This window comes from Xanthomonas sontii, assembly GCF_040529055.1.
Classification (GTDB): domain Bacteria; phylum Pseudomonadota; class Gammaproteobacteria; order Xanthomonadales; family Xanthomonadaceae; genus Xanthomonas_A; species Xanthomonas_A sontii.
Map to the genome: position 1 here is coordinate 330,087 of NZ_CP132342.1, position 20,149 is coordinate 350,235.

Below are 20,149 nucleotides of genomic sequence, written 5' to 3' on the forward strand. Positions count from 1 at the left end.
TCGCGCAGACTGCCGCCCTTTCCGCTGCTTTGTTCCCGATGGCGCGACTGCTGCTGCTGCATGGCCCCAACCTCAACCTGCTCGGCACCCGCGAGCCGGGCGTGTACGGCCATGCCACCCTGGCGCAGATCGATGCCGCGCTGCAGGCCCAGGCCAGCGCCGCCGGTCACGCGCTGGAGAGCCTGCAGTCCAACGCCGAGCACGTGCTGGTGGACAGGGTGCAGGCCGCGCGCGGCGACGGCACCGCCTTCATCCTGATCAACCCGGCGGCCTTCACCCATACCTCGGTGGCGCTGCGCGACGCGCTGGCGGCGGTGGCGATCCCGTTCATCGAGATCCACCTGTCCAACCCGCACAGCCGCGAGCCGTTCCGCCACCACAGCTATTTCAGCGACCACGCGGTCGGCGTGGTCTGCGGCTTCGGCGCCGACAGCTACCGCTATGCGATGGACGCGGCGCTGACCCGCCTGGGAGCGGCCGCATGAGCCGCGCCCACACCCAACCGGCACCGCACACCCCCGTCTGAGTCCCCGGGCCGCGCGCCCGGTCTTTTTCAAAGTCACCTCACGAGGCCGTTATGGATCTCCGCAAAATCAAGAAACTGATCGACCTGCTGGAAGAATCGAATCTCGCCGAGATCGAGATCAAGGAAGGTGAGGAAAGCGTGCGCCTGGCGCGCACCCCCAAGGGCATGACCGCCAGCGCGCCGCAGTATGTGGCCGCCGCCCCCGCGGCCGCGCCGGCCGCCGCCGCGCCGATGCCGATGAGCTCGCCCACCGAAGCCTCCACCGGCGGCAGCGCCAAGCCCGGCAACGCCCTGCCCGAGGGCCACGTGCTGCGCGCGCCGATGGTCGGCACCTTCTACACCTCGCCGGCCCCGGACAAGCCGGCCTTCGTCAGCGTCGGCCAGGCGGTCAAGGCCGGCGAGACCCTGGCGATCATCGAGGCGATGAAGATGTTCAACCCGATCGAAGCCGACGTCTCCGGCACCATCGTCGCGATCCTGGGCGAAAGCGGCCAGCCGGTGGAGTTCGATCAGCCGTTGTTTGTGATCGGCTGAGACGCCGGGAATCGGGAGTGGAGAATGGGGAATCGTCAAAGCGACCGCACGAGCGGCTCGACGTCTGGCGCGACTCCATGGATCTGGTGGAAATGATCTACCGCCTCTCCGAAACGTTTCCGGCGACGGAACGTTTCGGGCTGACGGCGCAGCTGCGCCGCGCAGCGGTCAGCATTCCCGCCAACATCGCCGAAGGCGCGGCACGCCGCTCCACTCCCGAATACCTGCGTTTTCTGTCGATCGCACGTGGCTCGCTGTCCGAGGCCAGCACGCACCTGCAGATCGCGCGCCGGCTCGACTACACCTCCGACATCGCGGCACTCGACGGATTGATCGATACGATCTTCGCCAAACTGACCGCATTGATGAATGTTCTGAGCAAGCGCGGAGATTGACGATGCACGCCGTCCTCCATTCCCGATTCTCCATTCCCAATTCCCGGCCTTCCCATGCTCGATAAAGTCGTCATCGCCAATCGCGGCGAAATCGCGCTGCGCATCCTGCGCGCGTGCCATACGCTCGGCATCCGCACGGTCGCGGTGCATTCCACCGTGGACCGCAACCTCAAGCACGTGGCCATGGCCGACGAGTCGGTGTGCATCGGCCCGGCGCCCTCGTCGGAGAGCTACCTCAACATCCCGGCGCTGATCGCCGCGGCCGAGGTCACCGATGCCCAGGCCATCCACCCCGGCTACGGCTTCCTGTCGGAGAACGCCGACTTCGCCGAGCGCGTGGAGCAGTCCGGCTTCATCTTCATCGGGCCCAAGGCCGACACCATCCGCCTGATGGGCGACAAGGTCGAGGCGATCCGCGCGATGAAGGCCGCCGGCGTGCCGTGCGTGCCCGGCTCGGGCGGCCCGCTGGGCGAGGACATCGTCGCCAACACCAAGATCGCCCGCGAGATCGGCTACCCGGTGATCATCAAGGCCGCCGGCGGCGGCGGCGGCCGCGGCATGCGCGTGGTGCATTCGGAGGCCGCGCTGAAGGCCGCCATCGAGACCACCAAGTCCGAGGCCAAGGCCGCCTTCAGCAACGACCAGGTGTACATGGAGAAGTTCCTGGAGAACCCGCGTCACGTGGAGATCCAGGTGCTGGCCGACGGCCAGGGCGGCGCCATCCACCTGGGCGAGCGCGACTGCTCGATGCAGCGCCGCCACCAGAAGGTGGTGGAGGAAGCGCCGGCGCCGGGCATCACCGAGGAACTGCGCAACGAGATCGGCAAGGTCTGCGTGGACGCCTGCATCCGCATCGGCTACCGCGGCGCCGGCACCTTCGAGTTCCTGTTCGAGAACGGGCGCTTCTACTTCATCGAAATGAACACGCGCATCCAGGTGGAGCACCCGGTCACCGAGCGCATCACCGGCATCGACCTGGTCTGCGAGCAGCTGCGCATCGCCGCCGGGCACAAGCTCAGCATCAAGCAGAAGGACATCGTCCTGCGCGGCCATGCGATCGAGTGCCGCATCAACGCCGAGGACCCGGAAACCTTCATGCCCAACCCGGGCCTGATCACCGGCTTCCACCCGCCCGGCGGCCCCGGCGTGCGCGTGGATACGCACATCTACAGCGGCTACAAGGTGCCGCCGAACTACGACTCGATGATCGGCAAGCTGATCGTGCACGGCCCCGACCGCGAGACCGCGATCGCGCGCATGCGCGTGGCGCTGAGCGAGATGGTGGTGGACGGCATCAAGACCAACATCCCGCTGCAACAGCGCATCATGCGCGACAAAGGCTTCCAGGCCGGCGGCCAGAACATCCACTACCTGGAAAAGCGCCTGGCCGAGCGCAAGAACAAGTCGATTGCCTTGGTTTGACAGCCGGGAATGGGGAAACGGGAATCGGGAATCGGCAGTGCCGGCTCCCGATTTTCGGCGGTGAAGGCCGCGACCTCGCCGCAGGATCGGGACGGAACGAATAGGTCCCGGGAGCGAATGGCTTCGATGCAGCGCGTCGGCGCCCGTCGCCGACATCGTTGCGACAACCACCGCGCAGTGCAATGAGGGGCCGGGAACCCGCTCTTGCGATTCCCCATTCCCGGTTCCCCACTCCCGGCTACTTCCCCTGCTGGGTTCCCGCCACCGGCTCCACGCCCAGGCTCGAGGTCGGGCTGACGATCATCACCGTCTCGGTGGAGCCGTCCGGCCAGACGATCTGGAAGGTGCTGCCCGGGGCCAGGGTGGAGAAGGGCATGCCGCTGTTGGCGCGGTAGATCGCCGCCACCTGCGCGGCGCCGGCGCGGCGCACGTCCGGCGCGGCGTGCGCGGTGGTCAGTTCGACCTTGGACAGGCCGCGATAGCGCTGCTCGGCGGTGTCGATCAGCAACAGGCCCGCCGCCGCCGCCGAGTAGGCGACGAAGGCCAGGACCCAGAACCAGAATTTGGCGCCGTGCAGCCATCGCCGGTAATTCATGAGCCTGCTCCCTTGCTGTCCACCAGTCGATTGACCATGTCGTTCATCGTGTCCGTGCCTTGCCGCGGCACCGCGGCGTCGTAAACAAAACTGCTGAAGTCCTGGGTGGGGTCGCGCGAGCAGATCCCGCCGTTGGCGCAATAGCGGGTCATCAGTTCGCTGTCCGGGCCGCAATCCAATCCCAGCCTGCAGGCGGCCAACTGCCAGGCCAATTCGGAAAACTGGGTGCCGGCCACGCGCCCGTCCAGGCTGTCGTCGCCGCTGGCGGCCAGGCCCATCGCCGGCGACAGCGCCACGTAGGCATCGGGATCGCCGGAGGCGCGCACCCGCGCGACCAGATCGCGCTTGTACTCGGCGCCGGCATGCAACGGCTGGCCCAGCGCCAGCAGCGCCGCTTCGGCGGCCAGGTTGCCGCCGCGCGCGGCCTGCACGCGCTGGGCGACGATGGCCTGGCGGGTCAGGCCGTCGCCGGGCGCGAAGCCGGCGCAGCGGCGGCCGACGCGGGCGCGCGCCTGCACCATCTGCGCCGAGGTCGGCAGGCGGGCGTCGGCGATGGCGCGGGTATCGGCGCCGTAGCCGACCGGGTCCATCGCATAGCCGGCGCAGTAGTCGTAGATGCGGCTGAGCCGCCAGGACGCCTCGGGGTCGCCGTGCGCGGCGGCGATCGACAGTTGCTGCGCGGCACGGTAGAGGTCGGCGCCGCGTTCGCCCTCGGCGTCCCCACGACGCGGGCGCGCTGGCGTGGACGCCGGCAGCGACGCGGTGGCCGACGCGACAGGCGCAGGGGCGGCAGCGGCCGCCACCGCGGTCGCCGGCACGGACGCTGCCGGTGCAGCCGGCAGCGACAGCACGCGATAGGCGACAACGCCCAGCAACAGCGCGGCGGGCGCCAGCAACAGCCAGGTTGGACGGGACACGACGGGCATGCGCGAGAGAGCCGGACAACGGGCAGAAGCGCAGCCGGACCCCCTGTCGCCCGGCCGCTGCGAGCCGGCAGTCTACCCCAGGCCACGGCGGCGGCATGCGCCAAATGCGGGCCGCGGCATCGGCGCACGGACGCGCGGCCGGGCGGCAGGGACGAACGGCAGGGTGCGGTGGCCGGCGTGTCACCACATCCCAGGCCTGGCCCGTCGATACGCCCGCCCTGCTCCGCCGCGCCGGCCGGGCCGTCGCCAGCGCGACGCCCGCCGCCCGTCTAAGATGCGCGCTTCCCCTTCTTGCCCCACCGACCGATGCCGTTCCTCGAACTGACCCTGCGCTGCACCGATGCCACCCAGCCCCGCTACGAGACCGCGCTGGAGGATGTCGGCGCGCTGGCGGTGACCCTGCTCGATGCCGACGCCGACACCAGCAACGAACGCGCGATCCTGGAACCGGGCGTGGGCGAGACCCCGCTGTGGGGCACGCTGGTGTTGAGCGCGCTGTTCCCCGAGGACCAGGACGGGCTGGTGCTGCTGGCCGCGCTGGAGGCGTTCGACCCCGGGCTGGACTGGGCCCAGGTCACCTTCCGCAAGGTCGACGACCAGGACTGGGAACGGGCCTGGCTGGACCAGTTCCAGCCGATGCGCTTCGGCGCGCGCACCTTCATCGTGCCGTGGAACCACGACCTGCCCGAGGACGCCCGCGGCACCGACGCCGCCGTGGTGCGCCTGGACCCGGGCTTGGCGTTCGGCTCCGGCACCCACCCGACCACCGCGCTGTGCCTGCGCTGGCTGGACGCGCTGGCCACCGACGGCGTCCTGGCGCAGGCGCGCGTGCTGGATTTCGGCTGCGGCTCGGGGATCCTGGCGCTAGCCGCGCTGAAGCTGGGCGCCGCCGCCGCGGTGGGCGTGGACAACGACCCGCAGGCGCTGCTGGCCAGCCACGACAACGCCGAACGCAACGCGGTGGGCGAGCGCCTGGCCGTGTACCTGCCTGCCGACGAACCGGCGGCCACCTATCCGGTGGTGGTGGCCAACATCCTCGCCTCTGCACTGGATGCGCTGGCGCCGACCCTGGCCGCGCGCGTGGCGCCGGGCGGGCGCATCGCCCTGTCCGGCATCCTGCATGGCCAGGAACAGGAGCTGCTGCAGCGCTACGCCCCGTGGTTCGCCCAGCTGCGCACCGAACAGGACGGCGACTGGATGCGCATCGACGGCGTGCGCCGGGACTGAACCGGGGCACGGCCACGCCGGGGCGTGGCCCCGCAAGGCCAGCCGGCCCATAGCGCAGAAGACAGTATCGCTAACATTTAACTGATGGACAGCACTGCGAACCAAACGCAGTGGCCGGCGCGGCTATATCTCGCCTCCCCTGCGGAGGTGCGTGTGAACAGCAAGCTGTACGAACGGGTGCGCGAAGCGCGCAAGCTCACCGGCCTCACCCAGGAGGCCCTGGCGCTGGACCTGGGCGTGACCCGCAGCGCCGTGGCGCAGTGGGAAATGGCCGAAGGCACCGCGCCAGCGCTGGAGCACCTGATCGCCCTGGCCCGCCGCAGCGGGCTGCATTTCGAGTACCTGGCCACCGGCCGTGGCGAGCGCGTGTTCGGCGAACCGATGGCGGCGGACGCCGCGGCCATCGGCGAGCTGCCCAACCACTACCAGTTCACCGACCAGCAACTGCGCCTGCTGGAGCGCTTCGACAGCCTGAGCCCGCGCCAGCGCGCCGGCTTGCTGGACCTGCTCGACACCCGCAAGTCGCGCTGAGCACGCCGCGGGCCCCTCGCTCCGTAGAGCGTCCAGCGCTGAGAAAGGCCGCGATCCGCCGGCAGCGCACTGCAGATCCCGCCGGCGCGTGCTTGAATACGGCTCTCGCCGTCGTCGCCCGCGCGCATGCCCGATCGCACTCCGCCCCGTCCCAGCCTCGCCACCTTGCTGCGTCAGCCCGATCCGTCCGCCACACAGGGCGAGACCCCGGTCGCGCCGGCGGCGGGCGGTGATGCGTCGGCACCCGCGACGCCGCTGACCGACACTGCAGCGCCGCCCGTGGCGTCGAGCGTCTCGCCAGCGTCTGCGAACGTGAAGCCCGCCGAGGAAGAGACCGACGCGGTCCACGCCGCACCTGACGCGGGCGACCTGGAGACGCTGTCGCCAGCCCGCGCGTCGGCGACCGACCCGGCACTGGCACCGGCCGCGGGCGCGACTCCCGCGACAGTCCCCACCTCGCCAGTGTCCGCCGCCGCCGCGCCCAGCTTCCTGCATGGCCCGCGCGAACGCCGCCCGGTGCTGCGTGCCGCGCCATGGCAGTGGATCGCACTGGCCGGGCTGGGCCTGCTGCTGACGCTGCAGATCCTGATCGCCGATCGCCAGCGCCTGGGCGCCGACCCGCGCTGGCGGCCGTGGGTGGCCGGGGTCTGCCAGGTCCTGCGCTGCAGCGTGCCGGCCTGGCGCGAGCCGGCCGCCTTCACCATGCTCAGCCGCGAGGTGCGGCCGCTGCCCGGCCATGCCGGCACCCTGCAGGTGCAGGCGACCTTCCGCAACGACGCGCGCTGGGCGCAGGCCTGGCCGCTGCTGCAACTGTCGCTGGCCGACGCCGACGGCCGCACCATCGGCAGCCGCGTGCTGCGCCCGCAGGAGTACCTGGGGCGCGCACGGCCGGACAGCGCCACACTGGCGCCGGGACAGAGCGCACAGGTCGCGTTCCAGGTGCGCGAACCGGCCGCCGAGACGGCGGCATTCAGTTTCGATTTCCACTGAGAACGCTGCGTTCGGGCACTACGCCATGGCAGCGACGCAGGCCACGCGCTAGACTCGTCCCCCCGCGCCGGCCCTCCTGCCGTCCGGCGCCGCTGTCATCCGGGGATCCGTCGAACTTGAACGCCGCCACCACTCGTCCTGACTCCAGTCGCGGCGCGCCGAAGCCGCCGCTGCGCGAACACGTGGCGCAATCGGTCCGCCGCTACCTGCGCGACCTCGACGGCTGCGACGCCGACGACGTGTACGAGATCGTGCTGCGCGAGATGGAGATCCCGTTGTTCGTGGAAGTGCTCAACCATTGCGAAGGCAACCAGAGCCGCGCCGCCGCGCTGCTGGGCATCCACCGCGCCACCTTGCGCAAGAAGCTCAAGGAATACGGGTTGGCCTGAGTCAGGCTGGGAATCGGGAATCGGGAATCGGGAATCGGGAATCGGGAATCGGGAATCGGGAATCCAGCGTGCTGTCCTGCATGACTTGACTGTCAAGCGATCCGACACACATCGCGACCCAGCGTGTAGCGCCTGCACATCGCCCTCATAGGTGCTGCTTCAGCCGCGACGCCTGAAACCCACCTGGCGATAGCAAACGCGCTACCGCGGCGAAGAAACCACAGAACGCCGAACACGGCGCCTCGCCATTGTGGGAGGGGCTTCAGCCCCGACGCGACAGCGTCTGAAGATGCTGGTGCGGAAGCCATGCTGTCCTCCTGCGCGATCAGCCGCGATGCGCTCTCGGTAAAGCATCGCGGCTGAAGCCACTCCTACGCCCGCATAGATGCACACGCACAGCGCGCGACGCTCCAACCAATCCCCAATCCCACCATCCCCACTCCCCGCCCTCACACCCACCCATAGCGGATCAGGTGGAAGAACACCGGCGCCGCAAAACACACCGAGTCCAATCGATCGAGCACGCCACCGTGGCCTTCGATCATGTGGCCCCAGTCCTTGATGCCGCGGTCGCGCTTGATCGCCGACATCACCAGGCCGCCGAAGAAGCCCATCAGGTTGGCGACCAGTGCCAGCGCGAACGCCTGCAGCGGCGAGAACGGGGTGATCCACCACAGCGCCGCGCCGAGCAGGCTGGCCGAGAGGATGCCGCCGACGAAACCTTCCACGGTCTTGGACGGCGACAGCTTCGGCGCGATCAGGTGCCGGCCCAGCAGCTTGCCCCACACGTACTGCAGCACGTCGGAGGACTGCACCACGATCACCAGGAACGCGAACAGCAGCAGGTTGCGGTCCTCGTAGCCGGGAATGCGCAAGTTGAGCAGCGCCGGCACGTGCGAGATGCAGAACACGCTGATCATCAGCCCCCACTGCACCTTGGCGGTGCGCTCCAGGTAGCGCGTGGTGTCGCCGCCGATGGTGGACAGGATCGGCAGCACCAGGAACGCGTAGACCGGGATCAGCAGCGTGTACAGGCCGTACCAGTCGCTCCACACCAGCCAGTACTGCCACGGCAGCACCACGTAGAACGCGGCCAGCAGCGCGTAGTAGTCGCCGCGCCGGGTGGGAGTGAGGGTGATGAACTCGCGCAGCGCGAACAGCGACACCAGCGCGAACAGCACGATCACGCCGAGCCGGCCGAAGGCGAACGCCAGCGCCACCACCGTCGCCATCACCCACCAGGCGCGGATCCGCGCCACCAGGTTGTCCAGCACCGCACTGGGCCGTTCGCGCGCGCGCCAGCGCAGGGCCTCGGCGATCAGCGTGGCCACCACCAGCACCGTGGCGATGCCCAGGAACAGCCATACCGTCTGTTGCCGCAGCGAGGATTGCTGCAGGTGTTCGCTCAGCGCGATCGGATTCATCGGGCGGCCTCCGCCTGCTCCGGCGCCAACGCCAACAAGGCCGCGCGCGCGCGATCGAGGAACGCCTGCTTGTCCTCGCCGGCGCCCAGCCGCAGCGGTTCGCCGAAGGTGGTGGTGCACAGCAACGGCAACGGCAGCCACTTGCCCTTGGGCATCACCCGCTTGAGGTTGTCGATCCACACCGGCACGAACTCCAGTTCCGGACGCTGCCGCGCCAGGTGATAGAGACCGCTCTTGAACGGCAGCAGGCCCTCCTCGGTATTGCGCGTGCCTTCCGGAAACAGGATCAGCGAGCCGCCGCCGTCGACCGCCTCGCAGAGGCAGGCGATCGGATCGCGCTGTCGCTGCTGCGGATCGCGCTCGATCAGCACGCCGTTGAACACCGCGTGGATCAGGTAGCGGCGCAACGCGTCGCGCTGCCAGTAGTCGGCCGCCGCCACCGGCCGCACCTCGCGTCGCAGCGCTGCCGGCAACGACGACCAGATCAGCACGAAATCGCCGTGGCTGGCGTGGTTGCCGTAGTACACGCGGCGCTCGCTGGACGGCATGCAGCCGCGCCACAGCGCACGTGCGCCGGTGAGCAGACGGATCGCGGCACTGCAGCCGCGGGCGATCAGACGGGCGATCATTTCCACTCCAGTTCGCGCACGATGGCGCGCACGCGAATCACGATGGTCAGGGCGGCGGCGGCGATCAGCAGCGCCAGCGCCACGGCAAGAAGCATGCAGGCCAGTGTGGCGTGTTGCAGCAGCAATGCAGCGGCCGCCGCCAACGCGGCCAGCGACAGCCAATGCATGCGTTGCACGCGCGCCATCGGCCCCTGCAACGGTTCGCGCACCGCGCAGGCCAGGCCGAGCATGCGCACGTAGGCGGTGCCCACGCACACCAGCGCAGCGGCCCAGCCCAGTTGCGCACCGATGCCCAACACCGGTTGCAGGCCATAGCCCACGCCCAGGCACACCGCCACGTCCGACAACCGGTCCGGCGCCTCGTTGTAGACCGCCCCGGCACGGCCGATCATCTGCGCCTGCTGCGCCAGCAACCCGTCCAGGCGGTTGCACAGCAGCCGCGCCTGCAGCGCCAGCGCCGCCAGCACCAGCAGCGCGGCGGCATTGGCCGGCGGCTCGCGCCAGGCCAGGGCGAACATCAGCGCCGCCAGCACCGCGCACGCCAGTCCGGTCCAGGACACGCCATTCGGCGTGGCCCCACGCGCGCGCAACGCCAGCGCCAGCCGCGCGCGCCACTGCGCCCGCCGCGCCTGCCAGGTCGAAGCGGCCATCAGTCGCCGCCTCCGCAGCCGCCGCAGCCACCGCCGCCGCAACTGCTGCCGCCGTCGCTGCTGCCACCTCCCCCACCGCAGTTGCTGGTCGAACAGCTGCCGCCGCGGCCGTTGGCTGCGGGCGCACGCAAGGCGTGATAGTCGGCCCAGGGCGTGGTCATCAGCACGCTGGTCCCGGCCAGGGCCAGCGGCAGCGCCAGATGCGAACCGGGCGCCAGCGAGGGAGTGGCGACGCCGTCACGCCAGGCCGCATCGCGCTCGGCCAGCAGCGCGTCGCCGGCGACGCTGCGCCGCGGTGGCGTGAGCAGGAAGCCAAGCGCAACGACCGCGACCACCACCATCGCCGCCACCAGGAAGCCGATCGGACGCTGCAACTGCAGGCCGATCCGCAACTTCATCACGCCCAGGGTCCACAGCGCCAGCAACGGCGCGGCGCCGAGCAGGCGGGCGCACAACGCCTGTCCATGGCCCAGCCACAGCCCCTTGGCGACCAGCGCCCGGCGCAGCGGCGCGGCATCGCGCTGCAACGCGGCCAGCGCCTGCTGCAGTTGGGGGTGCGCGCGCACGATCGCCAGCGCGCGCTGCAGCGTCGGCGATACCGCGACCGTGTTGGACTGCAGCCGCGCCTGGCGGCGCACGTGCGGCTCCGCCTGCAGGCGCACCGCGCCGGCCGCCAGCAGCAGAGCCAGTTGCTGATCGGCGACGCGCTCGCTGCCGCCGGCCAGATACGCCAGTTCGGTGGCGTCCAATGGCGTATCGAGCGTCGCGTGGCGCAGTCCGCGCACGGCCAGGCGCAGGCGCGCGCCCAGGTTCCAGGCCAGGCCGATGCCGGCCAGGAACAGCAGCAGGAACGGCGGTCCCGGCCAGTGCAGCGGCGACAGCGGGCCGTGGCGTTGCCAGAGCACTGCGAACAGCAGGGCAACGCCCAGCATCCAGCCCCACACGGCGACGCCGGCACGCGCCGGCACGCTGCGGCGCGTGCCGGCCTGGCGCATTGCCGGCGCGGGCGGCCGCGTGCCGGCCGGCGCCGGCCAGCACGCCGTTGGCGGTTCGCCGAAGTAGTGCCGGTAATGCGCCAGGGTGGCCGCGTACTGGGCCTGGAAGCGCGCGGCGTCGGCCGGGTCGCCGCGCCCGGGGTGGTGGTGCAGGGTGCGGCGCAGCACCTGTGGACAGAACCGCTGCCAGTATTCGCGGGTGTCGGTGAGGTGTGCATGCCAGGCCTGGTCGACCAGCGGACTCGGCGTGATCTCTTCGCCGGCGACGCAGGCCAGGAAGCAGAAACGCCGGTATTCCTCGACCAGTTGCGTGGCCAGCGCCGGCGACACGCCGGCCTCCTCGGCGACGCGACGCTCGAACGCCGCCAACGCCGTCTCGCCCTCGCCGAAGCCGTCGGCCTGCAGACGCTGCCACAACGCCGCGTGATCGGGATCGACGCTGGCCGGCAGCAGTGGCGTCGGCGTTCGCGTCATCGCAGCGCTCCCCAGCCCGCGGGCGCCGAGCACAGTGCCAGCAGCAGTGACAGAACCTGAAGGGCGAAACACAGCAGCTGCCGCCGCAGCAGGCGGCGCATGCCCTGCCAGCGCGCCAGCCAGTCGCGCGGCGGCGGCAGCGTGCGCAGCAAGCCCAGCCGCTGCAGGGTCGCGTCCAGGTCGGCGCCGGCGCGCTGCAGGTCCGGTTCGGCCAGCACTGCCTCAAGCAACGCCACGTCCAGGCCAACCCGCGCCGCCCAATAGCGCTGCAACAGGCCGGCCAAGGCGGCGACGCCGCAGCAGGATACGGCGAGGACGGCACCGATGCCGGCATACCACGCCGCCAGCGCCACCGTCAGCGCGAGCAACAGCAGCGACAGCCGATCCAGCGGCGCACCCTGGCGCAACACCGCCGCCATCGTGCGCAGTTCCAGCGGCGTGCTCATGCCGGCAGCTCCTGCGCCTGCAGCGGCGCCGGCGGCGCGGTGCAGGCGGCGGCGATGGCGGCACGCTGCGCCGGTCCCAGCACGATGCGTGGCGCGCGCGCCCGCAACAGCGCCAGCGCGTCGTCCAGCGTGGCGGCACGGCCGCTGCGCAGCAGCCAGGTGGCGACCGCGGCCGCACTGCGCGAATAGCCCAGCGCGCAACAGGCCAGCACCGCGCCGTGCGTGCGCGCCGCCGCGATCGCGTCGGCGGCCGCGCGCAAGGCCACGGTCGGCGGCGCCACCAAGTCCAGCATCGGCACCACGCGGTCGTGCGCCTGCGCCTCGCGCAACGACAGTTCGGCACTGACATCGACCACCGTGGCGAAGCGCGTGCGCTCGCCGCGGCCGGGCAGGCGCCCGAGCCAGACGCCGTCGGCGATCTCGCGCGGCGCCGGATCGCGCCAGGTCCAGGCACGCGAGTTGAGCCAGGCGGCGGCCAGGTACGGCGCGTACAGCCAGCGCGCGGCCAGGCTCAAGCGGCCGTCGACGCGCTTCTGCAGGCCCAGCGGGCCGAGCAGCGCATAACTGAGCGCGACCAGCAGCAGCGACAGCGCCGGCCACAGCAGCCACCAGCCGGCGCCACCGAGCGCGCGTGCGGCGGCCACGCAGGCCGCGCTGCCGAGCAGGTACAGCGCGGCCAGGCGCCAGCGCCGCGGATCGCGCGCGGGCGCCGCGGCGCGCCACGGCGCGGCGATGCGCTCCGGCCACAGCCACACGCACAGCCAGCCGGCGGCCAGGCCGGTGGGCACGTCGAGGAAATGATGCTGGTAGGTGGTCAGCACCGACAGGCCGATCAGCGCGAACCAACCGTGCAGGGCCAGCCGCGCCAGCCCGTGCAGGTGCTGCGCATAGCGCACCCACAGCACCACCAGCAGCACGATGTGCAGCGACGGCGCCTGGTTGAACGGCTTGTCGAAGCCGAGCAGCACCGCGAACAGCCAGCCGAACACGCCCTCGGTCGGCGGCCGCTCGAAACTGAAGCGCAACGGCCACAGCAGGAAGCAGCCCACCGCCAACAGTTGCGCGGTGAGCAGGCGCCGCGCATGCGTGTCCAGCTCGGCACGCGTGCGGCACACGAAGAACGAGATCACGTAGAACAGGTCGATCGACCAGTACGGGACGATGGTCCACGGCCAGAACGGGATCTGGGTTTCCCAGGCGAACGGCAGCGACGGCACGGCGGCGCGACGCGCGGCCAGCGTGTTGGCCAGGCCGTAGCTGAGGAAGAAGAACGGCCCCAGCAGCGCCAGCCAGGCCAGCGCACGCCGCCACGGCCGCGCGGCCGCCATGCTCATGGCGCGATCCGCTGCGCCAGCGACACGGTGAAGATGCCCCATTCGTCGATGCGCTGCTCCAGCTTGCGGAAGCCGGCCGTGCGCACCAGTTCGTCCATCTCCTGCTGGGTGCGCCGGCGCATCACCCAGGCCGCGCCGCCGCGGTGGCTGGTCAGCGCGCGGGCGATGAACTCCAGCTGCGGATGCCAGGGTTGGCCGGTGTAGGCCAGGTAGCCGCCCGGTTCCACCGCCGCGGCCACGCCCTGCAGCGAGCGCAGCACCTGGTCGTTGTCCGGGAACAGCTCGTACAGGCCCGACACCACCGCCAGCGTCGGCCGCGGCTGCAGCGCGGCCAGCGCGTCGCGGTCGAAGGCGTCGCCCTGTTCGAAGCGGGCGATGTCGGTGGCGCCGAGCGTGGCGATCAGCGCGCGACCCTGCGCCACGTTCAAGGGGCTGAAATCGCGCAACAGGATCGCGTCGGCGCGCTGGCTGCCGCCGGCCAGCGCTTCGAGCACGTAGCGGCCGTGGCCGGCGGCGATGTCCAGCGCGCGCACCGGCAGGCCGGCGGCACGCAGCCGCTGCATCGCCAGGCCCAGCAGCTCATGCAGGTGCTGGCGGCGCACGCGGATGCCGCGCCAGCCGATCGCATCCAGGTAGTTGCGGTCGATCATCCGCCCCAGCGGGCCGCGCCCGGCCGCCTGGTCGCGGTAGATGTAGTCCAGCGTACTGCCGGAATCGAAACCGGTCTGCAGGCCGAGGGCGATGCCTTCGGAGAGCTGGCCGCCCACGCGCAGGCCGGCGCGCACGCCGCGCCAGCGCAGGTCCTGCAGGCTGTAGCGCTGCGGCGGCCAGGCCAGGCGCTCGGCCTCCTCGAAGGTCGGCCCGCGGCGGTGCGCGTGGCGCAGACTGGGCAATGCCGGTTCCTCGGCGAAGCGCTCGCGCACGAAGCGACGGATCTGCGCCAGCGCCGGCGCGCGATCGCGCTCGCCCAGGGTGTCGTGGAAGAAACCGGGCAGCAGGTGGCGCTCCTTCACCGGCGAGGACAGGCGCTCGTAGAAGCGGTCCTGCGGGCCGCGGTGCACCACGAAATCGCTGCCGGACACCAGCAGTTGCACCGGCACGGTGATCGCCTGCGCATCGCCGACCACGCGGTCGGCCGCCGCGTACAGGCCCAGCAGCACGCGCACCGAGATCGGCCGGGTGATCAGCGGATCGTTGCGATAGCTCTCGACCCGCGCCGGATCGTGGGTCAGCCACTGCGGCTTGACGTAGCTGTTGACGAAGAAGTTGCCGCGCAGCTTCTGCATCAGGGCCAGCCCGGGCCGCGCGAATGGCACGTACAGCTTGACCTTGAACGCCGGCGAGGCCAGCACCAGCGCGCGCAGCGGCGGCGCGTAGTCGTGCACCCAGGTGCTGGCGACCACCGCGCCCACGCTCTGCGCCACCACCACGATGTCCTGCACGGCAATGCCGTGGACCTCGCCGATGTGCGCGACGAAGCGGTCCAGGTCGCGCACCAGCGCCGGGAAGCCGGGCGCATCGCCGCGCGCGCCGGGCGAGCGGCCGTTGCCGCGCGCATCCCAGGCGAACAGCGCGCACTCATCCAGGCCCAGTTCCTCGGCCAGGTGCATGACCCGCCCGGAATGCTCATGGCCACGGTGCAGCAGCACCACCGCCCGCGGCGGCGCCGCCGGCGTCGTGGCCGGCCAATGCCGGTAGAACACTCGTGTGCCGTCGAAACTGGCGAATTCGCTTTCGTTGACCTGCCGCATCCGTTGCCGATTCCTTGTCTGTCTTGAATCCCTGTTCGCCGCGGCCACGCCGGCCGCCCCGCTCACGCGCGTGCCGCCGCCTCGCGCAATCCCGCCGCGACCCGGCGCAGCACGGTCGCCGCGCACAACAGCGCCACCGCCATGGCGACGGCCGTGACCGTCGCCGCGCCGATCCAGGCGCCGGCCAGCAGCAGCCCCAGCACGCCGATGACGAAGGCACGGTCGCTCTTGCCCATCGGCCCATCGTAGCGGCGGCTGGCGCCGACCATCAGCCCGAGCACGCCGGCATATTCGGTCAAGGCCGCGGTCAGCGCCATCAGCCACAGCCAGCCGGCACCGACGCCGGGCACGCCGAGCAGGCTCAGGTACAGCGCCGCATCGGCGACCACGTCGCACAGTTCGTTGAGGTAGGCGCCCAGCCGCGACTGCTGGCCGAACTCGCGCGCCAGCATGCCGTCCACCGCGTTCAAGGCCATCCGCAGCAGCATCCACAGCGGCAGCAGCGCGTACCACAGCGGTTGCGCCGCGCCTTGCGTGTAGACCACCGCGGCGACCAGCAGCGACAGCAGCGCCGCGGCCGCCGTCACCTGGTTGGCGGTGACGCCGAGCCGGTACAGCACGCGCACGCCGGGCCGCAGCAGGTCCTGGAAACGTCCTTTGAGGGCATAGATCGACACGCGCGTGGTCCTGACGGCGAGGGCGGGGCGGCGACAGCCTAATGCATCGCAGCGGCTGCGCGCGCGGCCGAAGCCACGGCGCAGGTGTTCTGCACGGTCCGCACGCACCGCGCGCGCGGCTCCACGGCGAGGCGCGCACACCGTGTGCCGGCGCCGCCGCGCACGCGATCCGCAGGCCCGTGGGCTCGGCCGGCCGGGCGTCGGCGGGCCTCAGCGCCTACAATGGCGGCCCGTTCCGCTGCCCCCGCCCTGCCCCATGTCCTCCGATTTCCTGCCCGTGCGCCGGGCACTGCTGTCCGTTTCCGACAAGACCGGCCTGATCGACCTGGCCCGCGCGCTGGCCGCGCGCAACGTCGAGCTGCTGTCCACCGGCGGCACCGCCAAGGCCCTGCGCGAGGCCGGGCTGGCGGTGAAGGACGTGTCCGAACTGACCGGCTTCCCGGAAATGATGGACGGCCGGGTCAAGACCCTGCACCCGCTGGTGCACGGCGGCCTGCTCGGCCGCGCCGGCACCGACGATGCGGTGATGGCCGAGCACGGCATCGCCGCGATCGACCTGCTGGTGCTCAACCTGTATCCGTTCGAGGCGGTCACCGCCAAGGCCGACTGCACGCTCGCCGACGCGGTGGAGAACATCGACATCGGCGGCCCGGCGATGCTGCGCTCGGCGGCCAAGAACTTCGCCCGCGTGGCGGTGGCCACCGATCCGGCGCAGTACGCCGAACTGCTGGCCGAGCTGGAGGCCAACGACGGCCGGCTGTCGGCGGCCAAGCGCTTCGCCCTGGCCGTGGCCGCGTTCAACCGCGTCGCCCAGTACGACGCGGCGATCAGCAACTACCTGTCCGCGGTCACCGCCAGCGACGCCGCCGTGCCGACGCGCAGCGCGTTCCCGGCGCAGATGAACTCCAGCTTCGTCAAGGTGATGGAACTGCGCTACGGCGAGAACCCGCACCAGCAGGCCGCGTTCTACCGCGACCTCTTCCCCACGCCCGGCACCCTGGCCACCTTCACCCAGTTGCAGGGCAAGGAGCTGTCCTACAACAACATCGCCGACAGCGATGCGGCCTGGGAATGCGTGCGCCAGTTCGACGCGCCGGCCTGCGTCATCGTCAAGCACGCCAACCCGTGCGGCGTCGCGGTCGGCGCCGGCTGCGGCGACGCCTACGGACTGGCCTACGCCACCGACCCGACCAGCGCCTTCGGCGGCATCATCGCCTTCAACCGGCGCCTGGATGCGGCCACCGCGCAGGCGATCCTGGACCGCCAGTTCGTCGAAGTGCTGATCGCCCCCGACTACGACGACGCCGCGCTGGAATACGCCAAGAAGAAGGCCAACGTGCGCGTGCTGCGCATCCCCGCCGGCGACGGCGCCTACGGCATCGACAGCAAGCGCGTCGGCTCCGGCATCCTGCTGCAGACCAGCGACGCGCACGTGGTGCCGCGCGATGCGCTGAAGGTGGTGACCCGCCTGGCGCCGACCGAGGCGCAATTCGCCGACCTGCTGTTCGCGTGGAAGGTGGCCAAGTACGTCAAGTCCAACGCCATCGTCTACGCCAAGGACCACCGCACCATCGGCGTCGGCGCCGGGCAGATGAGCCGGGTGTACTCGGCGCGCATCGCCGGCATCAAGGCCACCGATGCCGGCCTGGCCGTGGAGGGCTCGGTGATGGCCTCCGATGCGTTCTTCCCGTTCCGCGACGGCATCGACGCCGCCGCCGCGGCCGGCATCAAGGCGGTGATCCAGCCCGGCGGTTCGATGCGCGACGCCGAGGTCATCGCCGCGGCCGACGAGCACGGCATCGCCATGGTGTTCACCGGCGTGCGGCATTTCCGCCACTGAGGTCTGCAGCGATGCGCCTGTCCGCTGTCGTGCCCCGTCCACTCGCCGTGCTGGCCGTGGCCGGCGCCCTCGTGCTGGGCGGTTGCACGCCGGCCGCGACACCCGCGCCCAGCGCCGCACCTGCGGCCGCGCCCGCCAGCGCCGCCGCGCCCGCGCACGTCAGCCGCACCGCGCGCCTGCAGACGTTCCTGCAGCAACGCTACGGCAGCGCCGCGACGCTGGCCGGGCATTGGCCGGGGCAATGGACCCAGGGGGGCGAGAGTCATGCGGTGGACTGGCAGGTGTGCGCCGAACAGCCGGTGGTCACCGGCGACGGCTGGCAGCAGTTGCTGGCGGTGTGCGGCGCGCTGCGCGATGCCGGCCATCCCGAACCGGGCACCATCGACTTCTACGTGTTGCGCCCCGAGGGCCAGGGCTTCGCCGTCGCCGCCGAGCGCACCGGCGGCACCTACGGCAGCCAGGGCCAGCCCGGCGAGGTCGGCATCGTCCGCGCCGGCAGCGATTTCTACGGGTTCCGCGTCGAGGACGGCTGGTTCGGCCAGGGCTACGCGCTGCAATCGCAGACCCTGATCCTACCCGGCCCCAAGGGCCTGGTCGACGCCGGCAGCGTGCGCAGCCACATCGACAACAGCGCCGCCGCCGACTGCGATGCCGCCGATGCGGCCGCGGACTGCAAGGCCGGCCAGTTCGCCATCGACTTCGCCCTGCGCTTCGACGACCGCGACCACGCCGCCCGCGTCTGGCCGCTGCTGATCGAGGAAACCGGCACGGAGTGCGGCCAGCGCCCGGTGCAGCGCAGCCACCGCTTCGCCCTGGACGCGAAGACCTGGACCTACCATTTCCCCGAGGCGCTGCAGCGCGAAGGCTGCACGTGAGGCGCGCGCGCCCGGCGCAGCCGTTCCCCTTTCCCCTGCAATCTGGAATTCCGCGATGAAACTGCTCGTCATCGGCTCCGGCGGCCGCGAACACGCCCTGGCCTGGAAGCTGGCCCAGTCCCCCCGTGTCGACGAAGTGCTGGTCGCGCCCGGCAATGCCGGTACCGCTGGCGAGGCCAAGTGCCGCAACGTGCCGGTCAAGGTCAACGACCTCGACGGACTGCTCGCGCTGGCCCAGGACGAAGGCGTGGCACTGACCGTGGTCGGCCCGGAAGTGCCGCTGGTGCTGGGCGTGGTCGACCGCTTCCGCGCCGCCGGGCTGCGCATCTTCGGCCCCAGCGCCGCCGCCGCGCAGCTGGAAGGCAGCAAGGCCTACGCCAAGGACTTCCTGCAGCGCCACGGCATTCCCACCGCGTTCTACGCCGTGCACACCGAGGTCGAGCCGGCGCTGGCCTACGTCCGCGACAAGGGCGCGCCGATCGTGATCAAGGCCGACGGCCTGGCCGCCGGCAAGGGCGTGATCGTGGCGATGTCGCTGGACGAGGCCGAGGCCGCGGTGCGCGACATGCTGTCCGGCAACGCCTTCGGCGACGCCGGCGCGCGCGTGGTGATCGAGGAATTCCTCGACGGCGAGGAAGCCAGCTTCATCTCCATGGTCGACGGCCACACCGCGCTGCCGATGGCCACCAGCCAGGACCACAAGCGCGTCGGCGACGGCGACACCGGCCCCAACACCGGCGGCATGGGCGCGTACTCGCCGGCGCCGGTGGTGACGCCCGAGGTGCACGCGCGGGTGATGCGCGAGGTGGTCGAGCCGACCGTGCGCGGCATGCGCGACGACGGCGTGCCGTTCACCGGTTTCCTGTACGCCGGACTGATGATCGACGCCAGCGGCGCGCCCAAGGTGATCGAGTTCAACGTGCGCTTCGGCGACCCGGAAACGCAACCGGTGATGCTGCGCCTGCAGTCGGACCTGCTCGACCTGCTCGAGGCCGCGCTCGACGAACGCCTGCACGCCACCGAGGCGCAGTGGGATCCGCGCCCGTCGCTGGGCGTGGTGCTGGCGGCGGCGCCGTATCCGGAAACCCCGGTCACCGGCGAAGCGATCACCGGCCTGGACGCGGTCCCGGGCAACGCCAAGGTGTTCCATGCCGGCACCACGCTGGATGCGCAGGGCCGGGTGCTCAGCGCCGGCGGCCGCGTGCTGTGCGTGGCGGCGCTGGGCGACAGCGTGGCCGAGGCGCAGCGCCGTGCCTACGCCGGCGTGGCGCAGATTCACTGGGCCAGCGAATTCCACCGCCACGACATCGGCTGGCGTGCGATCGCGCGCGAGCAGGGGGCGTAGCACGTCGCCACGTGCAGGAGCGGCTTCAGCCGCGACGAGCAAAGCCCGATGCCGGCTGACATCACCCGGCGTCGGGACTGAAGTCCCTCCCACAAGGACACCCGATCCACTCCCTGTGGGAGCGGCTTCAGCCGCGAGGAGCAAAGCACGATGCCGGCTGACACCATCCGGCGT

At 71.4% G+C, this 20,149-nt stretch carries 21 protein-coding genes; 11 read left to right on the forward strand and 10 right to left on the reverse strand.

What is annotated here, in order from left to right; translation table 11 throughout:
- The first annotated feature begins 38 nt into the window (after nucleotides 1-38).
- The 4 genes from aroQ (at nucleotide 39) to accC (ending at nucleotide 2,877) form a co-directional block, all read left to right on the forward strand.
- Nucleotides 39-485, forward strand: coding sequence for a type II 3-dehydroquinate dehydratase (aroQ, locus tag RAB70_RS01430; RefSeq protein WP_148827978.1), 447 nt, complete (start codon nucleotides 39-41; stop codon nucleotides 483-485).
- A 92-nt stretch (nucleotides 486-577) separates the two neighbouring features.
- Nucleotides 578-1,060 carry an acetyl-CoA carboxylase biotin carboxyl carrier protein gene (gene accB, locus RAB70_RS01435; RefSeq protein ID WP_148827977.1) on the forward strand — a complete coding sequence of 161 codons (483 nt, stop codon included), beginning with the start codon at nucleotides 578-580 and terminating at the stop codon, nucleotides 1,058-1,060.
- 17 nt (nucleotides 1,061-1,077) lie between these two features.
- Nucleotides 1,078-1,455, forward strand: coding sequence for a four helix bundle protein (locus tag RAB70_RS01440; protein WP_026143397.1), 378 nt, complete (start codon nucleotides 1,078-1,080; stop codon nucleotides 1,453-1,455).
- Nucleotides 1,456-1,509: 54 nt separating this feature from the next.
- Nucleotides 1,510-2,877, forward strand: coding sequence for an acetyl-CoA carboxylase biotin carboxylase subunit (gene accC / locus RAB70_RS01445; RefSeq protein ID WP_017911501.1), 1,368 nt, complete (start codon nucleotides 1,510-1,512; stop codon nucleotides 2,875-2,877).
- A gap of 238 nt (nucleotides 2,878-3,115) precedes the next feature.
- Here accC and RAB70_RS01450 read toward each other — a convergent pair whose 3' ends face one another.
- Together RAB70_RS01450 and RAB70_RS01455 are read right to left on the reverse strand one after the other, a co-directional pair.
- Nucleotides 3,116-3,472 (reverse strand): hypothetical protein, encoded by a 357-nt coding sequence (locus tag RAB70_RS01450; protein WP_017911500.1) that lies wholly within the window; start codon nucleotides 3,470-3,472, stop codon nucleotides 3,116-3,118.
- Entirely contained in the window at nucleotides 3,469-4,398 is a 930-nt protein-coding gene (locus RAB70_RS01455) for a hypothetical protein (protein WP_148827976.1), read from the reverse strand. The genes RAB70_RS01450 and RAB70_RS01455 overlap by 4 nt, the downstream gene beginning before the upstream one ends.
- Before the next feature lie 306 nt (nucleotides 4,399-4,704).
- Between RAB70_RS01455 and prmA the strand changes: the two genes are divergently transcribed.
- The 4 genes from prmA to fis all read left to right on the forward strand — a co-directional run bounded on the left by prmA (nucleotide 4,705) and on the right by fis (nucleotide 7,535).
- A complete protein-coding gene (prmA, locus tag RAB70_RS01460; RefSeq protein ID WP_148827975.1) occupies nucleotides 4,705-5,625 on the forward strand; it encodes a 50S ribosomal protein L11 methyltransferase in 921 nt (306 codons plus the stop codon).
- Between the two features lie 84 nt (nucleotides 5,626-5,709).
- Nucleotides 5,710-6,156, forward strand: coding sequence for a helix-turn-helix transcriptional regulator (locus RAB70_RS01465; RefSeq protein ID WP_148827974.1), 447 nt, complete (start codon nucleotides 5,710-5,712; stop codon nucleotides 6,154-6,156).
- A gap of 312 nt (nucleotides 6,157-6,468) precedes the next feature.
- Entirely contained in the window at nucleotides 6,469-7,146 is a 678-nt protein-coding gene (locus RAB70_RS01470; RefSeq protein WP_225851559.1) for a DUF3426 domain-containing protein, read from the forward strand.
- Between the two features lie 116 nt (nucleotides 7,147-7,262).
- On the forward strand, nucleotides 7,263-7,535 hold the full coding sequence (fis, locus tag RAB70_RS01475; protein ID WP_010343856.1) for a DNA-binding transcriptional regulator Fis: 273 nt from the start codon (nucleotides 7,263-7,265) through the stop codon (nucleotides 7,533-7,535).
- A 449-nt stretch (nucleotides 7,536-7,984) separates the two neighbouring features.
- Here fis and RAB70_RS01480 read toward each other — a convergent pair whose 3' ends face one another.
- The 8 genes from RAB70_RS01480 to RAB70_RS01515 form a co-directional block, all read right to left on the reverse strand.
- Nucleotides 7,985-8,959 (reverse strand): phosphatidate cytidylyltransferase, encoded by a 975-nt coding sequence (locus RAB70_RS01480; protein ID WP_170268212.1) that lies wholly within the window; start codon nucleotides 8,957-8,959, stop codon nucleotides 7,985-7,987.
- Nucleotides 8,956-9,588, reverse strand: a complete 633-nt coding sequence (locus RAB70_RS01485) for a 1-acyl-sn-glycerol-3-phosphate acyltransferase (protein WP_017909397.1) — start codon at nucleotides 9,586-9,588, stop codon at nucleotides 8,956-8,958. Before RAB70_RS01485 ends, RAB70_RS01480 begins: the two co-directional genes overlap by 4 nt.
- Nucleotides 9,585-10,238 carry a CDP-alcohol phosphatidyltransferase family protein gene (locus tag RAB70_RS01490; RefSeq protein ID WP_148830064.1) on the reverse strand — a complete coding sequence of 218 codons (654 nt, stop codon included), beginning with the start codon at nucleotides 10,236-10,238 and terminating at the stop codon, nucleotides 9,585-9,587. Before RAB70_RS01490 ends, RAB70_RS01485 begins: the two co-directional genes overlap by 4 nt.
- Nucleotides 10,238-11,707, reverse strand: coding sequence for a TIGR04222 domain-containing membrane protein (locus RAB70_RS01495; RefSeq protein WP_148830063.1), 1,470 nt, complete (start codon nucleotides 11,705-11,707; stop codon nucleotides 10,238-10,240). The genes RAB70_RS01490 and RAB70_RS01495 overlap by 1 nt, the downstream gene beginning before the upstream one ends.
- Nucleotides 11,704-12,153 carry a hypothetical protein gene (locus tag RAB70_RS01500; RefSeq protein ID WP_148830062.1) on the reverse strand — a complete coding sequence of 150 codons (450 nt, stop codon included), beginning with the start codon at nucleotides 12,151-12,153 and terminating at the stop codon, nucleotides 11,704-11,706. The genes RAB70_RS01495 and RAB70_RS01500 overlap by 4 nt, the downstream gene beginning before the upstream one ends.
- Nucleotides 12,150-13,487 carry a phosphatase PAP2/dual specificity phosphatase family protein gene (locus RAB70_RS01505; RefSeq protein ID WP_148830061.1) on the reverse strand — a complete coding sequence of 446 codons (1,338 nt, stop codon included), beginning with the start codon at nucleotides 13,485-13,487 and terminating at the stop codon, nucleotides 12,150-12,152. The genes RAB70_RS01500 and RAB70_RS01505 overlap by 4 nt, the downstream gene beginning before the upstream one ends.
- The gene (locus tag RAB70_RS01510) at nucleotides 13,484-15,238 is read right to left on the reverse strand and encodes a bifunctional alpha/beta hydrolase/class I SAM-dependent methyltransferase (RefSeq protein ID WP_148830060.1); all 1,755 of its coding nucleotides are present in this window, start codon (nucleotides 15,236-15,238) and stop codon (nucleotides 13,484-13,486) included. The genes RAB70_RS01505 and RAB70_RS01510 overlap by 4 nt, the downstream gene beginning before the upstream one ends.
- 62 nt (nucleotides 15,239-15,300) lie before the next feature.
- Nucleotides 15,301-15,915 carry a CDP-alcohol phosphatidyltransferase family protein gene (locus tag RAB70_RS01515; protein WP_017911013.1) on the reverse strand — a complete coding sequence of 205 codons (615 nt, stop codon included), beginning with the start codon at nucleotides 15,913-15,915 and terminating at the stop codon, nucleotides 15,301-15,303.
- Between the two features lie 256 nt (nucleotides 15,916-16,171).
- On the opposite strand from RAB70_RS01515, the gene purH reads away from it, so the two are divergent.
- From purH to purD, 3 genes are read left to right on the forward strand one after another with little or no spacing between them, the layout of a single operon-like run.
- The gene (gene purH / locus RAB70_RS01520) at nucleotides 16,172-17,755 is read left to right on the forward strand and encodes a bifunctional phosphoribosylaminoimidazolecarboxamide formyltransferase/IMP cyclohydrolase (RefSeq protein WP_148830059.1); all 1,584 of its coding nucleotides are present in this window, start codon (nucleotides 16,172-16,174) and stop codon (nucleotides 17,753-17,755) included.
- Nucleotides 17,756-17,766: 11 nt separating this feature from the next.
- Entirely contained in the window at nucleotides 17,767-18,630 is an 864-nt protein-coding gene (locus RAB70_RS01525; RefSeq protein ID WP_170268211.1) for a hypothetical protein, read from the forward strand.
- Between the two features lie 55 nt (nucleotides 18,631-18,685).
- Nucleotides 18,686-19,975, forward strand: coding sequence for a phosphoribosylamine--glycine ligase (gene purD / locus RAB70_RS01530; protein WP_148830058.1), 1,290 nt, complete (start codon nucleotides 18,686-18,688; stop codon nucleotides 19,973-19,975).
- Nucleotides 19,976-20,149 lie beyond the last annotated feature (174 nt).

What these genes read in the sequence shown, in the direction of transcription:
- RAB70_RS01480 (WP_170268212.1), bottom strand. Translation starts at nt 8,959, where the DNA reads ATGAATCCGATCGCGCTGAGCGAACACCTGCAGCAATCCTCGCTGCGG.
- accB (WP_148827977.1), top strand. Translation starts at nt 578, where the DNA reads ATGGATCTCCGCAAAATCAAGAAACTGATCGACCTGCTGGAAGAATCG.
- prmA (WP_148827975.1), top strand. Translation starts at nt 4,705, where the DNA reads ATGCCGTTCCTCGAACTGACCCTGCGCTGCACCGATGCCACCCAGCCC.
- purH (WP_148830059.1), top strand. Translation starts at nt 16,172, where the DNA reads ATGTCCTCCGATTTCCTGCCCGTGCGCCGGGCACTGCTGTCCGTTTCC.
- RAB70_RS01500 (WP_148830062.1), bottom strand. Translation starts at nt 12,153, where the DNA reads ATGAGCACGCCGCTGGAACTGCGCACGATGGCGGCGGTGTTGCGCCAG.
- RAB70_RS01505 (WP_148830061.1), bottom strand. Translation starts at nt 13,487, where the DNA reads ATGAGCATGGCGGCCGCGCGGCCGTGGCGGCGTGCGCTGGCCTGGCTG.
- accC (WP_017911501.1), top strand. Translation starts at nt 1,510, where the DNA reads ATGCTCGATAAAGTCGTCATCGCCAATCGCGGCGAAATCGCGCTGCGC.
- RAB70_RS01525 (WP_170268211.1), top strand. Translation starts at nt 17,767, where the DNA reads ATGCGCCTGTCCGCTGTCGTGCCCCGTCCACTCGCCGTGCTGGCCGTG.
- RAB70_RS01495 (WP_148830063.1), bottom strand. Translation starts at nt 11,707, where the DNA reads ATGACGCGAACGCCGACGCCACTGCTGCCGGCCAGCGTCGATCCCGAT.
- purD (WP_148830058.1), top strand. Translation starts at nt 18,686, where the DNA reads ATGAAACTGCTCGTCATCGGCTCCGGCGGCCGCGAACACGCCCTGGCC.
- RAB70_RS01465 (WP_148827974.1), top strand. Translation starts at nt 5,710, where the DNA reads ATGGACAGCACTGCGAACCAAACGCAGTGGCCGGCGCGGCTATATCTC.
- RAB70_RS01485 (WP_017909397.1), bottom strand. Translation starts at nt 9,588, where the DNA reads ATGATCGCCCGTCTGATCGCCCGCGGCTGCAGTGCCGCGATCCGTCTG.
- RAB70_RS01455 (WP_148827976.1), bottom strand. Translation starts at nt 4,398, where the DNA reads ATGCCCGTCGTGTCCCGTCCAACCTGGCTGTTGCTGGCGCCCGCCGCG.
- RAB70_RS01490 (WP_148830064.1), bottom strand. Translation starts at nt 10,238, where the DNA reads ATGGCCGCTTCGACCTGGCAGGCGCGGCGGGCGCAGTGGCGCGCGCGG.
- aroQ (WP_148827978.1), top strand. Translation starts at nt 39, where the DNA reads ATGGCGCGACTGCTGCTGCTGCATGGCCCCAACCTCAACCTGCTCGGC.
- RAB70_RS01450 (WP_017911500.1), bottom strand. Translation starts at nt 3,472, where the DNA reads ATGAATTACCGGCGATGGCTGCACGGCGCCAAATTCTGGTTCTGGGTC.
- RAB70_RS01510 (WP_148830060.1), bottom strand. Translation starts at nt 15,238, where the DNA reads ATGCGGCAGGTCAACGAAAGCGAATTCGCCAGTTTCGACGGCACACGA.